Origin of the sequence: Hansschlegelia sp. (assembly GCF_035538955.1) — a bacterium.
Classification (GTDB): Bacteria; Pseudomonadota; Alphaproteobacteria; order Rhizobiales; family Methylopilaceae; genus Methylopila.
The window spans coordinates 19,254-33,397 of record NZ_DATLJK010000002.1 but is presented as its reverse complement, the minus strand read 5'-3'; the positions used below and the strand labels follow the sequence as shown (position 1 = coordinate 33,397).

At 68.1% G+C, this 14,144-nt stretch carries 13 protein-coding genes; 1 reads left to right on the top strand and 12 read right to left on the bottom strand.

All coding sequences use genetic code 11. The features are described from left to right. Positions 1-11 precede the first annotated feature (11 nt). The 3 genes from VM780_RS00565 to VM780_RS00555 all read right to left on the bottom strand — a co-directional run bounded on the left by VM780_RS00565 (position 12) and on the right by VM780_RS00555 (position 3,160). On the bottom strand, positions 12-1,340 hold the full coding sequence (locus tag VM780_RS00565) for a TRAP transporter large permease subunit (RefSeq protein WP_325444157.1): 1,329 nt from the start codon (positions 1,338-1,340) through the stop codon (positions 12-14). A gap of 5 nt (positions 1,341-1,345) precedes the next feature. After that, a complete protein-coding gene (locus tag VM780_RS00560) occupies positions 1,346-1,960 on the bottom strand; it encodes a TRAP transporter small permease subunit (RefSeq protein WP_325444024.1) in 615 nt (204 codons plus the stop codon). Positions 1,961-2,029: 69 nt separating this feature from the next. After that, positions 2,030-3,160 (bottom strand): TRAP transporter substrate-binding protein, encoded by a 1,131-nt coding sequence (locus VM780_RS00555; protein WP_325444155.1) that lies wholly within the window; start codon positions 3,158-3,160, stop codon positions 2,030-2,032. Between the two features lie 302 nt (positions 3,161-3,462). On the opposite strand from VM780_RS00555, the gene apaG reads away from it, so the two are divergent. Further along, a complete protein-coding gene (gene apaG / locus VM780_RS00550) occupies positions 3,463-3,894 on the top strand; it encodes a Co2+/Mg2+ efflux protein ApaG (RefSeq protein ID WP_325444022.1) in 432 nt (143 codons plus the stop codon). 4 nt (positions 3,895-3,898) lie between these two features. On the opposite strand, the gene VM780_RS00545 is transcribed toward apaG, so the two are convergent. The 9 genes from VM780_RS00545 to VM780_RS00505 all read right to left on the bottom strand — a co-directional run bounded on the left by VM780_RS00545 (position 3,899) and on the right by VM780_RS00505 (position 13,986). Beyond that, positions 3,899-4,351, bottom strand: coding sequence for a hypothetical protein (locus VM780_RS00545; RefSeq protein ID WP_325444020.1), 453 nt, complete (start codon positions 4,349-4,351; stop codon positions 3,899-3,901). 43 nt (positions 4,352-4,394) lie between these two features. Beyond that, on the bottom strand, positions 4,395-5,018 hold the full coding sequence (locus tag VM780_RS00540) for a 2-hydroxychromene-2-carboxylate isomerase (protein WP_325444018.1): 624 nt from the start codon (positions 5,016-5,018) through the stop codon (positions 4,395-4,397). Between the two features lie 27 nt (positions 5,019-5,045). Next, positions 5,046-5,756 (bottom strand): DUF6030 family protein, encoded by a 711-nt coding sequence (locus VM780_RS00535; RefSeq protein ID WP_325444016.1) that lies wholly within the window; start codon positions 5,754-5,756, stop codon positions 5,046-5,048. Positions 5,757-5,852: 96 nt separating this feature from the next. Beyond that, complete coding sequence (locus VM780_RS00530; protein WP_325444014.1) at positions 5,853-8,072, bottom strand: 3-hydroxyacyl-CoA dehydrogenase NAD-binding domain-containing protein; 2,220 nt, start codon at positions 8,070-8,072, stop codon at positions 5,853-5,855. Between the two features lie 45 nt (positions 8,073-8,117). Beyond that, positions 8,118-9,326 carry an acetyl-CoA C-acetyltransferase gene (locus VM780_RS00525; RefSeq protein WP_325444012.1) on the bottom strand — a complete coding sequence of 403 codons (1,209 nt, stop codon included), beginning with the start codon at positions 9,324-9,326 and terminating at the stop codon, positions 8,118-8,120. Between the two features lie 56 nt (positions 9,327-9,382). Next, positions 9,383-11,176 (bottom strand): acyl-CoA dehydrogenase C-terminal domain-containing protein, encoded by a 1,794-nt coding sequence (locus tag VM780_RS00520; protein WP_325444010.1) that lies wholly within the window; start codon positions 11,174-11,176, stop codon positions 9,383-9,385. A gap of 83 nt (positions 11,177-11,259) precedes the next feature. Next, entirely contained in the window at positions 11,260-11,679 is a 420-nt protein-coding gene (locus VM780_RS00515; protein ID WP_325444008.1) for a VOC family protein, read from the bottom strand. Between the two features lie 4 nt (positions 11,680-11,683). Beyond that, complete coding sequence (locus VM780_RS00510) at positions 11,684-12,058, bottom strand: response regulator (protein ID WP_325444006.1); 375 nt, start codon at positions 12,056-12,058, stop codon at positions 11,684-11,686. Next, the gene (locus VM780_RS00505; RefSeq protein WP_325444004.1) at positions 12,055-13,986 is read right to left on the bottom strand and encodes a PAS domain-containing sensor histidine kinase; all 1,932 of its coding nucleotides are present in this window, start codon (positions 13,984-13,986) and stop codon (positions 12,055-12,057) included. Before VM780_RS00505 ends, VM780_RS00510 begins: the two co-directional genes overlap by 4 nt. Between the last annotated feature and the right edge of the window lie 158 nt (positions 13,987-14,144).

Here is a 14,144-nt window from a genome sequence, read left to right as displayed (position 1 = left end):
GGCCCCGGCCTCTAGCCGCCGCCGTAAAGCTTGTTCGGCAGCCACAGGCCGATCTGCGGGAAGGTGTAGTACAGCGCCATCGCGAACATCACGATGAACAGGAACGGCATCACGCCGGCGAAGATCTCGTTGATCGTCACGTGTTTTGGCGCCACGCCCTTGAGGTAGAAGGGCGCCATTGCCACCGGCGGCGACAGGAACGACGTCTGGATATTGAGCGCGACCAGCACGCCGAAGAACAGCGGGTCGATGTTGAAGTGATTGAGCAGCGGCAGGAAGATGGGCAGGAAGATCACGATGATCTCCGTCCACTCGAGCGGCCAGCCGAGCACGAAGATGATGACCTGCGTCAGGATCAGGAACTGGACCGGGGTGAGGTCCAGCCCGACGATGAAGTTCTCGACGACCGACTGGCCGCCCAGATAGGCGAAGACGGCCGAGAACACGAACGAGCCGACGAACAGCCAGCACACCATCGCGGAGGCGCGGGCGGTGAGGTACACCGACTCCCGCAGTTTCTCATAAGTCAGCTGGCGATACGCGACGGCGAGCAGCATGGCGCCCATCGCGCCGATCGCAGCGGCTTCGGACGGCGTCGCGTAACCGCCGATGATCGCGCCGAGCACGCCCGAGATCAGCAGCGCGAGCGGCAGGAACGAGGTCGCGAGCGCCCATAGCACCGTGAGGTAGGAGCCGGCCCGCTGCTCCGGCGGCAGCTTCGGCGCGAGCGACGGGTTCAGCACCACTCGGACGATGACATAGAGCATGTAGAGCCCGGCGAGCATCAGCCCGGGAAAGAAGGCGGCCGCGTAGAGCTTTACGACCGAGACCCCGGCGGTCGCGCCGTAAAGGATCAGCATCACGCTCGGCGGGATCAGGATGCCAAGGCAGCCGCCCGCACAGACGACGCCGGCCGACAGCTTGGTGTCGTAGCCGGCGCGCAGCATCGCCGGGAAGGCGAGCAGCCCCATCAGGGTCACCACCGCGCCGACAATGCCGGTGGCGGTCGCAAACAGGGCGCAGGTGAGAAGCGTCGCGAGCGCGAGGGAGCCTGGCAGCCCGCCGGCCGCGAGCTGGATCGAGCGGAACAGCCGGTCGAGAATGTTGGCGCGCTCGACCAGATAGCCCATGAACAGGAACAGCGGCACCGAGATCAGCACGTCGCTCGACATCACGCTGTAAGTGCGCTGAACGAACAGCTGAAAGACCGTGTCCCCCATCGCGTAGTAGCCGAACGCGACGCCGAGCGCCATCAGCGTGAAGGCGATCGGAAATCCCAGAAGAAGCAGCACGACGAACAGGGCGAGCATGATCACGCCCATCATGGGATCGGTGATCATGGCGCTCACAGCTTGGCCTCGTCGACGGAGATCTTGTCCTGGTCGATCTCGACCCGGTTTGCGGCGGCCTCGGCGAGAATGAGTTGCTCGGTTTCCTCGACGTCACTCTGCCGCTGCGGCCATTCGCCGCTCCGGAGGCAGACCACGCAGCGCAGGACCTCCACCACGCCCTGCATCGCCATCAGGACGCCGGTGATCGGGATGATCAGCTTGAACGGCCAGAGCAGAAGCCCGTCGGGCGAGAACGAGCTCGTCTCGTTGGTCTCGTAGGACAGCTCGAAAAAGACCCAGCCGGCGTAGACCATCGCGAGAATGCCGGGGAAGAAGAAGAGAATGTAGAGCACGAGATCCAGGCCCGCCTGGGTGCGCGGACGCCACTGGCGGTACAGGAAGTCGCCGCGGACATGGCCGTTGCGCGACAGCGTGTACGCCCCGGCCGACATGAACAGCAGGCCGTAAAGCATGTAGCTTGCGTCGAAAGCCCAGGTCGTCGGCGCGCCGAGCAGGCGTCGTGACACGACCTCGTAGGTGATCACGAGCGTCAGAACGACGATCGACCATGCGAACAGCTTGCCGACGGCCGCATTGAAGCGGTCGACGGCCAGTAGATAGAATTGCATGGGGAGGGTTTCCGGAATGGCGACGCGAGGCGGAGCGGCCGGCCCGTAGGCCGGCCGCCGTTACAGGCGTCACGCCTGCGAGAAGAAGTGCTCGTAGGCGAGGTCCCGCGGCGCCTCCATCTCGCGCGTCATGCCGACGACGCGCTTGGCGAAGCTCTTCTGGCTCTCGATCACCTTCTGGAAGAACGGGTCCTGCGTGTGGGCGATCACCTTGTCCCAGGCGGCGAGCTGCGCCTCCAGCACGGATTTCGGGGTCGGGATGACCTTGACGCCTGCGGCCTTGATCGCCTCCAGATCCTTGGAGTAGCGGTCCTGCGCCTTCCAGGACATGTCGGCCGAGGCGGCCTCGGCGGCGTAGCGGACGATCGCCTGCACTTCGGCCGGCAGGGCGTCGAACTTGCGCTTGTTGAACAGGATCTCGAAGCACTCGAGCGCCTGATGGTAGCTCTGGACCATGTAGATCTTCGACACGTCCGGGAAGCCGAGCACCCTGTCCGACGACGGATTGTTGAACTCCGCGCCGTCGATCAGCCCGCGGTCGATCGCCGGCACGATCTCGCCGCCCGGCAGAATGGTGACGGCCGAGCCGAGCTCCTTGAACAGGTCGGCGCCGAGGCCGACGGTCCGGTACTTTATGCCCTTCAGGTCGTCGGGGCTGGTGATCTCTTTCTTGAACCAGCCGAGCGGCTGGGTCGGCATCGGCCCCGAGAGGAAGCCCTGCACGTTGAGCTTGAGCACGCCCTGGACGAGTTCATCGTAAAGCTGCTGGCCGCCGCCATACTTGATCCAGGCGAGCAGCTGATTGGCGTTCCAGCCGAAGGGCGGGGCGGTGCCGAACAGCGAGAAGGCCTTGTTCTTGCCGTACCAGTAGGCCGCGACGCCGTGGCCGCCGTCGAGCACGCCGGTCGATACCGCGTCGATGAGCTGGAAAGCCGGCACGACCGCGCCCGCCTGGAGCAGCTCGACCTGGATCCGCCCGGAACCCATCTCGTTGACGCGCTTCACGAAATCGGTTGCGAACTCGTGGAAGATGTCCTTGTTCGGCCAGGTTGACTGGAACTTCAGCCGAACAGCGGCCTGGGCGCGCACGACGGCCGGAGCGGCCACCGACCCTGCGCCGGCGGCAGCCGCGCCGACGAGGAAGCCTCGACGACCGAGACTGTTCCTGGCGGATTTCGGCCGCTCTGGTTTTTCTGGCAGGTCTTTCACGTAAATCCTCCCCTGTCGCGCCGCCCGGTCTTTGACTCGGACGCGCGGAAGCGTTGCGCATCTTCTTGGCGGACGCGCTGTCGTTTCCCCTTGGCCCGTCTTTAGTGATTTTTTCTTTGGGACGCGGGCCGGGGCTCAGTAAATGTGACGCAATGGCGCCGATCAAGCTGAATCTTGGAACGCGCCCTGCCGCCGCCGTGGGGCGCGTTCACTTCTGGTTGCGCTCGATGGCCGCCGCGGCCGCCGAAGCGGCCGCTTGACGGCCGCCGTGGCGGAGCGCTTATCCTGCGCTCATGACTGAGCCGACCGCGTCGACGCCCGAAGAAACGCATTCCTGGACCGCCACGACGCGCGCGATCCGGGTCACGGTCTCGCCCCGCTTCCTGGCGTCCGAATCCGAGCCAGACGAGGAACGCTACGTCTTCGCCTACACGGTCGAGATCGTGAATGAGGGCGAGGAGACGGTCCGCCTGATCGCCCGGCACTGGCGCATCACTGACGGCCATGGGCGCACCGAGGAGGTGCGGGGCCCCGGCGTGGTCGGCGAGCAGCCGACGCTACGGCCCGGCCAGTCCTTCACCTATACGAGCGGCGCGCCGCTGCCGACCCCGTCAGGCATCATGGTGGGCGACTACCACATGCTGACCGAGAACGATCAGCCCTTCGTGGTCGCGATCCCGGCCTTTGCGCTTGAGAGCCCTCACGCGGTGCGCACGCTGCACTGACGCCCTAAAGCCGCTCGCGCTGCGACGGCTCCTCCTTCTGCATCTGCTCTCCCAGCTCCTTCAGCCGCCGCAAGGCGCGTTCGAGGAAGCTCGTGACCTTGCCGATTTCTTCGTCGCTCGGCAGACGCAGCGAACCGTCGCTTTCGGCCGGGCCGTCCTTGGGCGCCGCCGCCGCGGGCCGCGTGAGCGCCCGCACCTGCTCTTCCAGCGCCGCCAGGCGCTTCTCGAGCCGCGCCACCTCGGCGCCGTTCGCCGCCGGCTCCTCGGATGCAGCCCGGCAGGCATAGCCTTCGCCCGAGGGCGAGCAGAACGCGGTGGCGCCCGTGTCCCGGTCGAGCCGCAGGAAGCCACCGTCGGTTGGCTGAAGCTGATAGCGGCCGGCAGGCTGAGATTCCGGCGCGGCCGCGGTCAGCAGAAGCGCGGAGGGAAACAGGGCGGCGAGGGCGAACGCGCGCATCGATTGTCTCCTTGGCGTCGGTCCGCGACGAGCCGCGCCGGGATCAGAAATCCGCGACATAAGGCGGGCGGCCGGAGGCGAGCGCCTCGTCGAGCAGATCGAGCCGATCCTGACCCCAGAACACCTCGCCGTCGAGCACATAGGCCGGGGCCCCGAACACGCCTGTCCGCTCAGCCTCCAGCCGGTTCGCCTCGTAGGCCGCGGTGATGGGCTCGGAGGTCGCGGCCGCCAGCGCCGAATCCGCATCGAGGCCGTGCGCGACCAGAAGCTCATGCACCGTCGCCGGATCTGCGAGGTCACGCTCCTGTTCCCAGACGCCCCGCATGGCCGCGCCAATGAAGCCGGCCGGGTCCTCGCCGATGCCGACCAGCGCGAGCGCCGCCCCATCCGCAAGCTGCGCGTTGAAGGGCCAGTGCTTCGGCCGGAAGTTGATGTCGCGGCCGCGCTTCTCGGCCCAGCGCTGCAGCTCCACGAAACGGTAGCGCTGCCGCTGCGGCGATCGCTGAGGCAGGGGAACGCCGCCCGTAGCCGCGAACAGGGGAGGGAGCGCCATCGGCCGCCAGCGGACAGTCAGCCCGTGCTTCGCGACGAGCTCCATGAAGGGCGCGTGACCGAGATGACTCCATGGCGACGCGATCGAGAAGTAGACATCGACTGAGCGCGGCATTCTTGCGGTCTCCGGTCGTGGCCGCGCTCAGCGCGGTGGCAGGAAACGATCCTCGCCCCCGGCGCCGAGGCGCTGCGGGAAGGTGATGATGAGGTTGAAGCGCGGCGCGCCGAATTCTCGCTGCAGGTCATAGCGGACGCCGCCCTCTTCGAAAGCGCCCTCGCGCAACTGATCGACCGCCTCCAGCGCCGCCTCCGGCGCGGGGAAGCCAAGTCCCCAGAACATCTTCCGCAACAGGTCCCTGGCGATGGCCTTCGCAACCGGCGCCGTGGTCGGGTCGAGGAGGTTGAGTTTGATGCGCAGCGTCTCGAGGCGGTCAGGATCGTCGCCGCGAGCCGAGACGAACAGGCTTGAGACCGCCGCTTCGTCGCCCGCGACCGGCTTGAGGAGATCGGCCACGCAGGTCCAGCTCCGCACCGGCCATACGGCGCCCTGGAACGTCGGGTTCGAAAGCCCCATCGGGCCGAGCGCCTTGCAGAACGCGGCAGGCTTCACGGTCGGAAGCAGCACGAACTGCGATGGGACGTCCGGCTCGTGCGCGAGCAGTTCGGACGCCGCGATCGGTTGACGCGCCGCAAGAGGATCCGGCGCCTCGGGAGCGGCCGCGGACTGGTCCGCCGGCGTCGGAGCGGCGCGCCACATGCGGACCGCCTGCCAGCCCAGCGCGGCCAGGATCGTCGCCGCCGCCAGCAGGGCCGTCCCGGCGGCGATCATGGGGAGAAGCCTGCGTGCCGTCATGTCCCGTCCTGCCCAGGAAACCGCGGCGGACAGGCGCGGCTCAGGCGTGCGGCGTGGCTTATCGGACGCGCCGTTCGCCGCGCAAGACGGCTCCGTTCACGCGGCCGCGACGGCGTGTTCTCCGGCGCCGGCGAAGCGGCCGTAGAACGTCTCGCCGGCTTCGGCGAGCTCCACCAGCAGGGCGTTGGGCCGGAACCGTTCGCCGTGCTTGGCCTCGAGGCTGCGGGCGAGCTCCACGAACCGCGCGGCGCCCATGCCGTCGATCCAGGACAGCGGCCCCCCGGTGAAGGGCGCGAAGCCGAAGCCGAGGATGGCGCCCACATCGGCCTCGCGCACGTCCGTGATCACGCCCTCCTCGACGGTGCGGGCGGCCTCGAGCGCCTGGACGACGAGCATCCGGTTGCGGAGTTCGCCGACGTCGAGCGTCTCCGGATCGAGCCTTTTCGTCTGGAGATCGACGAGGCCCGGCCAGAGCCGCTTCTTGCCGCCCTCCGGATAGTCGTAGAAGCCCTTGCCGTTCTTGCGTCCGAGGCGGCCCTCCTTCTCGACGAGCGTCTCAAGCAGCGCCTTCTGGGCCGGGTTCACGGCCTGCGGCCCGAGCTGGGCTTCGGTCGCGCGGACGATCTTGAGGCCGAGATCGAGCGCGACCTCGTCGTTCAGCGAAAGCGGCCCGACCGGCATGCCGGCCTGTTTGGCGAGGTTCTCGATCATCGCCGGGGGCACGCCCTCGGTGAGCATCAGATGCCCCTCGAGCATGTAGGCGATGACGCAGCGGTTGGCGAAGAAGCCGCGGGAATCCCGCACGACGATCGGCGTCTTCCTGATCGCGCGGACATAGTCGAGCGCGGCGGCCAGCGCGGCCTCGCCGGTCTGGGCGCCGACGATCACCTCGACCAGCATCATTTTCTCGACCGGCGAGAAGAAGTGGATGCCGACGAAATTCTCGGGACGGCGCGACGCCTTGGCGAGACTTGAGATCGGCAGCGTGGAGGTATTGGAGGCGAAGATCGCGTCGTCTCTCAGCACGGCTTCGACCTTGCCGATGACCTCGGCCTTCACCCGCGGGTCCTCGAAGACCGCTTCGATCACCAGGTCGCAGTCCGCGAGGGCCGCATAGTCCGAGGTCGCCGTGATGCGGCCGAGCAGCGCGTCGCGCTCGGCGCCGGTGGCGCGGCCTTTCGCGACCTGCCCCGAAATCAGCTTCTGCGCGAACGCCTTGCCCTTGTCGGCCGCCTCCTGGGTCTGATCGATCAGCACGACCTCGAGCCCGGCCTGCGCGGAGACGTAGCCGACGCCTGCGCCCATGAAGCCGGCGCCGACGACGCCGATCTTTCTCAGCTTGGTTTCCGGAACGCCCTTCGGCCGGCGTGCGCCCTTGTTCAGCTCCTGCATGGAAACGAACAGCGTGCGGATCATCGCCGCCGCCTCGGGGCTGCGCAGCACCATCGCGAACAGCCGGCTCTCGACCGTCAGCGCGAGGTCCATCGGCAGCTGAAGCCCGTCGAACACGGCCTGCAGCATGGCGCGGATCGCGGGATAGTTGTCCTGCGTCTCCCGGCGGTAGATGGCGTTCGCCGGCGGAAACGTCATGAAGCCGGCCTTCGACCAGACCGGTCCGCCCGGCAGCTTGAAGCCCTTCTCGTCCCATGGCTTCACAGCCTTCGGCCCGCTCAGAAGCCAGGCTCTGGCGCGCTCGACGATCTCGTCCTTCGGCGCGACCTCGTCCACGAGCCGCATGGCGCGCGCCCGATCGGGGCGGATCTGTTCGCCCTTCATCAGCATCTGCAGCGCGTCCTGCGGCGGCATCATCCGCGCGATTCGCATCGTGCCGCCGGCGCCGGGGAACAGGCCGACCTTCACCTCCGGCAAGCCGACGCGGGTCGAGGGATCGTCCGACGCGACGCGATAGTGGCAGGCGAGTGCGAGCTCGAAGGCGCCGCCGAGGCAGACGCCGTTGATGGCCACCGCCCACGGCTTTCCGCTGGTCTCGATGCGGCGGTAGAGCAGACTGAGCTGGCGGCTTTCCTCGAACACGGCCTTCGCGGCCGCCGCCTCGCCATGGCGCGCTTTCTCGCGCGCGTAGAGACGCGCGATGCCCTCCAGCATCGTCAGGTCGGCGCCGCCCGAAAACGCCTTCTTGCCGGACGAGACCAGGACGGCTTTGGCCGCGTCGTCCGAGATCACCCGGTCGACGACCGCCGCAAGCTCCGCGATGGCCTCCGCCGTCAGCACGTTCATCGAGCGCCCGGCCATGTCCCAGACGACCGAGAGAATTCCGTCGCCGTCGAGCTCGGTGTGGAAGCTGGGTGCGCTCATGCTGGGCTCCGATTCCTCTAGGCTCGACCTGTGCTGGCGGTCATCTCACACCCGCTCGATGATCGTCGCCGTGCCCATGCCGGCGCCGATGCAGAGCGTCACGAGCGCCGTCTCCTTGTCTGACCGTTCGAGCTCATCGATCGCGGCGCCCAGGATCATCGCGCCGGTCGCCCCGAGCGGATGGCCCATGGCGATGGCGCCGCCGTTCGGGTTCACTTTGGCCGGGTCGAGCTCGAAGGCCTGCAGATAGCGCAGCACCACGGCCGCGAACGCCTCGTTGACTTCGAACAGGTCGATGTCGGCAAGCGACATGCCGGCGCGCGTCAGCGCCTTCTTTGTGACGTCGATCGGCCCGGTCAGCATCAGCGCCGGATCTGAGCCTATGTTGGCGAAGGCCCTGATGCGGGCGCGGGGCTTCAGGCCAGCGGCCTCGCCGGCTTCCCTGGAGCCGACCAGAACCGCCGCGGCGCCGTCGACGATGCCGGACGAGTTGCCAGCGTGGTGGACATGCTCGACGCGCTCCACTTCCGGATGGGCGTAGACCGCGACGGCGTCGAAACCGCCCATCTCGCCCATCTCCACGAAGGACGGCTTCAGGCTCCCGAGCGACTGCATCGTGGTCTCGGGCCGCATGTGCTCGTCGCGGTCGAGCAGGATGATCTCGTTGACGTCCTTGACCGGCACGACTGAGTTCGCGAACCGGCCGGCCTCCCAGGCGGCCGCCGAGCGCTTCTGGCTCTCGACCGCATAGGCGTCGACGTCGTCGCGCGAGAAGCCGTATTTGGTGGCGATCAGGTCGGCCGAGACGCCCTGCGGCATAAAATAGGACTTCACCGCGATCGCCGGGTCCATCGGCCAGGCGCCGCCCGAGGCCCCGAGCCCGACGCGGCTCATGCTCTCGACTCCGCCGCCGACCACCAAGTCGTGCTGGCCAGCCATCACCTGCGCGGCCGCGAAGTTCACGGCGTCGAGGCCCGACGCGCAGAACCTGTTGATCTGCACGCCCGGAACCTGGACGCCGTAATCGGCCGCGAGCGCGGCGGCCCGGGCGATGTCGCCGCCGGCCTCACCGACGGGGTCCACGCAGCCCAGCACCACGTCGTCAATCCGGCCGGTCTCGAGTCCGTTGCGCGCGGCGAGCGCCTTGAGCGCCGTCACAGCGAGGCCCAGCGTCGAGACCTCGTGAAGCGCTCCGTCCGGCTTGCCGCGACCGCGCGGCGTGCGCACCGCGTCATAGATGAAGGCGTCGGCCATCGTCTTCTCCCGTCGGGCTCGTCATGCCGGGGCGCGACGCCGCGCCTCGCGTCCGCTCAAAACATCTCCGCCGGCAGCGCCATGATCGTATCGGCGCCGGCCGAGATCCGCGCGAGCCGCGTTGCGGTCTCGGGCAGCGCCCGCTCCATGAAAAAGCGGCCGGCCAAGAGCCTTGCCTCCATCTGCTCGGCGACGCCGTTGCCTTCGGCTTTCTTCGCCAGCGCCGTCTGGGCGATGCGCGCCCACATATAGCCGAGCGCCACCAGGCCGAAGAGATGCATGTAGTCGGTCGCGCCGGCGCCGGCGTTGTCGGGCTTGCCCATGGCGTTGGCCATGAACCACATGGTCGCCTTCTGCAGGTCTTCGCGCGCCCGTTTGAGAGGGGCGGTGAAGTGCTTGAGCGCCTCGCTCTCGGCGTTCTCCGCGAGAAAGCCGTCGACTTCCTTGAAAAACGCCATGACGGCGCGGCCGCCGTCGCGCGGCAGCTTGCGACCGACGAGGTCCATCGCCTGCACGCCGTTCGCGCCCTCGTAGATCATCGCGATGCGGGCGTCGCGGACGAACTGCTCCATGCCCCACTCGGCGACGTAGCCATGGCCGCCGAGCATCTGCTGGGCCTTGACGGCGTTGTCGAAGCCGAGATCGCTGATCACGCCTTTGATGACGGGCGTCATCAGGCCCATGTGGTCGTCGCCCTCGCGCCTTTCGCGCTCGTCCTCGCTGACCCGGGCGACGTCGCCCTTGAGGGCTGTCCAGAGGATGAGCGCGCGCGCCGCCTCGTTGAACGCCCTGATCGACAGCAGGGTCCGGCGCACGTCGGGGTGAACGATGATCGGATCGGCCGGCCGCGACGGCTCCTTCGCGCCGGTCAGCGCGCGACCCTGCAGTCGCTCCTTGGCGTAGGCGGCGGCGTTCTGGTAGGCGACTTCGGATTGCGCCAGGCCCTGAACGCCGACCCCGAGCCGCGCCTCGTTCATCATCGTGAACATGGCCGCGAGACCGCGGTTCTCCTCGCCGACGAGCCAGCCCGTCGCGCCGTCATAGTTCATCACGCAGGTGGCGTTGCCGTGAATGCCCATCTTGCGCTCGATCGAGCCGCAGGAGATCGCGTTGCGCGCGCCGAGCGTCCCGTCCGGGTTCAGCAGCATCTTCGGCGCCACGAACAGCGAGATTCCCTTCGTGCCCTCCGGCGCGCCGTCGATCCGCGCGAGCACCAGATGCACGATGTTCTCGGTGAGGTCGTGCTCGCCGGAAGAGATGAAGATCTTGGAGCCGGTGATCCGATACGAGCCGTCGCCCGCCGGCGTCGCGCGGGTGCGGATGAGCCCGAGATCGGTGCCGCAATGCGGCTCGGTCAGGTTCATGGTGCCGGTCCACTCGCCGGCGACCATCTTCGGCAGATAGGCCTTCTTCTGCTCTTCCGAGCCGTGCAGCGTCAGCGCCGCGATCGCGCCCTGCGTGAGCCCGGGGTACATGGCGAGCGCCATATTCGCCGATGAGGCGAATTCGTTGATGGCGACGGTCAGCACATGCGGCAGCCCCTGGCCGCCATGGTCCGGTTCCGCTGAGAGGCCGATCCAGCCGCCTTCCGCGAACGCCCGGTAGGCCTCTTTGAAGCCAGCCGGCGTCGTCACGCTCCCGTCGGGACGCCGCGTGCAGCCCTGCAGGTCGCCTGTCTGGTTAGTCGGCTGCAGCGTCCGCTCACACAGCCTGGCCCCTTCCGCCAGGATCGCCTCGACCACCTCGCGGCCGGCGTCGGCGAAGCCGGGCAGGTTGGCGTGCCGCTCATAGCCGAGCACGTCGAACAGCAGGAACAGCGTGTCCTCGACGGGCGCTCTGTAGGTCGGCATTCCCAGCCTCGCGCTCGTTTTGTGTGTATGCACAATAGCCGGGGCTGGCGCGGCCGCAAGCTTGCCTGCCGGGGGCCTCCAGATTAGGCGGCGAAGATCGCCGCGTCGTCTGCGAAGGCCTTGAATTCGAGCGCGTTGCCCGACGGATCGAGAACGAACATCGTGGCCTGCTCGCCGGGCTCGCCCTCGAACCTGACCTTCGGCCGCAGCCGCCAGTTGGTCGTGGGGTCGGCCTCGAGCCGCTGCGCCAGGCTGCGCCAGTCGTCCATCCGCAGGATGACGCCGAAATGCGGGATCGGCACGGCGTCGCCGTCGACGCCGCCGGTCGCCTCGGGCGAGGAACTCGACGGGCGCAGATGGGCCGACAGCTGGTGGCCGAAAAGGTCGAAATCGATCCAGGCGCCGGGGCTTTCCCGGCCGATGCGGCAGCCCATGACGTCGCCGTAGAAACGTCGGGTCGCATCGAGATCGGAGACCGGGAAGGCGAGGTGGAACGGGCGCATCGTCTCAGGCCCGCGCGGCCGAAGCGAGCTGCACGAGCGCCCGCTGCAAATCGTCGGTCACGAACGGTTTCTGCAATGTCGGAGCCTCCGGATAGCGGTCGCGCACGCCGGCGGCGCCATAACCGGTCACGAACACGAACGGGATGTTCCGTTCCGCCAATGCGTCCGCGACGGCGAAGCTCTGCTCGCCGCCGAGATTGACGTCAAGCAGCGCCCCGTCGATCTCTTCGGTCGAGATCGCCTGCAGCGCCGACGCGACGGCGCTCGCCGGGCCGACCACGGTCGCGCCGCTGTCGATCAGCATGTCCTCGAACAGCATTGAGATCATCGCCTCGTCCTCGACGAGCAGAATACGAAGGCCGTTCAGGTTTTCCGTCATGGGAGCATGACTTTCTGCGACAAGGGAAACTGGAACACGCATGCGACGCCGTCCGGCGCGAATTCGAGCCGCGCCTCGCCCCCCAGTTCGCTGGGCGCGCCGCGTTCTATCAGCCGCAGGCCGAAGCCCCGGCGCCGCGGCGCCTCGACAGACGGGCCGCCGCCCTCGCGCCAGGCGATCCTGACGCCCGTGCGACCGGCCAACTCTTCGACGCTCCAAGTGACCGAAACTCGGCCTTCCGGCCGGGACAGCGCGCCGAACTTGGCGGCGTTCGTCGCCAATTCGTGCAGCGCCAGACTGAAAGTCACCGCCGCCGTAGGCGCCAGCCGGACGTCGGGACCTCCGCTCGCGACCCGATCCGGACCGTCGAGACCGTACGGCGCGAGAGTCGCGCCGACCAGATCAGCAAGGGGAGCGGAAGTCCAGGTTTCGCGCATCAGCAGATTGTGCGCGCGGGACAACGCCATCAGCCGCGCGTTGAACACCCGCTCGAACTCGTCCACCGACACGGTCGTCGCGCGGGTCTGATGAGCGAGCGCCTGAACCGTGGCGAGGTTGTTCTTCACGCGGTGGTTCAGCTCGGCCAGAAGCCAGGCGCGGATGCGCTCCTGCTCCTTGCGTTCCCCGACATCCGTGGTGACGCTGAAAAAGCCGCTGACGCGCCCTGCGTCGTCCAGCAGGCGCGTGACGTTGGTCAGCGCCCACACATGCGAGCCGTCAGGGCGCAGATAGCGTTTCTCGATCGAATAGGGTTCGCCGGTTTCGCGCGCCTCTGCGAGCTTCCTGTATGTCAGGGCGAGGTCGTCCGGATGGGTCACCTCGTTGATCGTGAGCCCCGGAGCCTCGTCGAGAGAGCGGCCGAGGATGCGCGCCATGCTCTCATTGATCCTGATGAAAGCCCCGTGGGCGTCGACTTCCGAGAGCCCGACGCCCGCGCCGCCGAAGATCGCCGCGAAGCGCCGCTCGTTCTCGCGCAGGCGCGCCATCGTCTCGGCGCGGTCGAGCGCCACCCAGATGCGCTCCGCCGTCTCACGGGCGAGATCGAGCTCATGGGGCGACCAGCGCCGCGGCTTGTCGTCGTCCATGAACAGGAACGCGATGGCGCGCCCGTCCCGCACGACCGGCGCGATCGCATTGGCGCGAACTCCGAAGCGGCGCAGATTTGCGACCGCAGCCTCCGAAAACCGTGCGTCCGCCGCGACGTCGGCGCTGAAGATCGTGCGCCCGGACAGCATCTCCGCCATGGCGGTCTCGCCGAACTCTGCCAGCTTGAACTGCTCGGCGGCGACATCGACCATCCGGGGCTCGCGCCAGCTTCCGGCGACGCGCGCGACCTCGCCCTCGATCACCGAATAGCCGACGCGGGCGAGGCCGAGATGCCGGCCGAGCCGCTCCAGAATGATCGTTAGGCCGGCGGCGGCGCCGGAGTCGCCGGAGGTGAGGTCGCGCAGCCGATCGCGCAGCTCCAGGACGAAGTTCTGAGACCGCTGCGCCAGGACGCGCGCCGTTGTTTCCTCGCCCTGGTTGAACACCCCCGCGACACGTCCGGCGGCGTCGAAAATCGGCGTAAAGCTGTAGTTCCAGTAGGACTCGACCGCTACGCCGTCGCGCACCATCGGCAGCATCTGGTCGGAGGTCGAGAAGCCTTTGCCGGTTTCGATCACCTGAGCGAGTTGCGGGCCCACGATCGGCCAGATGTCGCGCCAGACCTCGGCCGCGGGACGGCCGATCGCCTGCGGGTGGCGTTCGCCGGCTACGGGCATCCAGGCGTCGTTGTAAAGGAGCTGCAGCTCGCGGCCCCAATAGATCGCAGTCGGCACGCTTGAATGCAGGCAGATGCCGAGCGCCGCCTTGAGCTCGCCCGGCCACGCAGACGGCGACCCGAGCGCCGACGCGCTCCAGTCGAACGCCTCCAGGCGCCTCGCCATTTCTCCGCCGCCGCTGAACAGCTCGGTTCCCCATCCGAGACGCGGACGACCGTCTGCGGGGCGGCCGTCAAACGCAGATCGGCGCCGATGGCGCCGCGTTGGTTGGGTTATGGGAGCGAATTTTCGTTTAGACAGGTCCCGAAAGGAGACGTGGCGTC

What these genes read in the sequence shown, in the direction of transcription:
- VM780_RS00565 (WP_325444157.1), bottom strand. Translation starts at nt 1,340, where the DNA reads ATGATCACCGATCCCATGATGGGCGTGATCATGCTCGCCCTGTTCGTC.
- VM780_RS00560 (WP_325444024.1), bottom strand. Translation starts at nt 1,960, where the DNA reads ATGCAATTCTATCTACTGGCCGTCGACCGCTTCAATGCGGCCGTCGGC.
- apaG (WP_325444022.1), top strand. Translation starts at nt 3,463, where the DNA reads ATGACTGAGCCGACCGCGTCGACGCCCGAAGAAACGCATTCCTGGACC.
- VM780_RS00545 (WP_325444020.1), bottom strand. Translation starts at nt 4,351, where the DNA reads ATGCGCGCGTTCGCCCTCGCCGCCCTGTTTCCCTCCGCGCTTCTGCTG.
- VM780_RS00540 (WP_325444018.1), bottom strand. Translation starts at nt 5,018, where the DNA reads ATGCCGCGCTCAGTCGATGTCTACTTCTCGATCGCGTCGCCATGGAGT.
- VM780_RS00535 (WP_325444016.1), bottom strand. Translation starts at nt 5,756, where the DNA reads ATGACGGCACGCAGGCTTCTCCCCATGATCGCCGCCGGGACGGCCCTG.
- VM780_RS00530 (WP_325444014.1), bottom strand. Translation starts at nt 8,072, where the DNA reads ATGAGCGCACCCAGCTTCCACACCGAGCTCGACGGCGACGGAATTCTC.
- VM780_RS00525 (WP_325444012.1), bottom strand. Translation starts at nt 9,326, where the DNA reads ATGGCCGACGCCTTCATCTATGACGCGGTGCGCACGCCGCGCGGTCGC.
- VM780_RS00520 (WP_325444010.1), bottom strand. Translation starts at nt 11,176, where the DNA reads ATGCCGACCTACAGAGCGCCCGTCGAGGACACGCTGTTCCTGCTGTTC.
- VM780_RS00515 (WP_325444008.1), bottom strand. Translation starts at nt 11,679, where the DNA reads ATGCGCCCGTTCCACCTCGCCTTCCCGGTCTCCGATCTCGATGCGACC.
- VM780_RS00510 (WP_325444006.1), bottom strand. Translation starts at nt 12,058, where the DNA reads ATGACGGAAAACCTGAACGGCCTTCGTATTCTGCTCGTCGAGGACGAG.
- VM780_RS00505 (WP_325444004.1), bottom strand. Translation starts at nt 13,986, where the DNA reads ATGGCGAGGCGCCTGGAGGCGTTCGACTGGAGCGCGTCGGCGCTCGGG.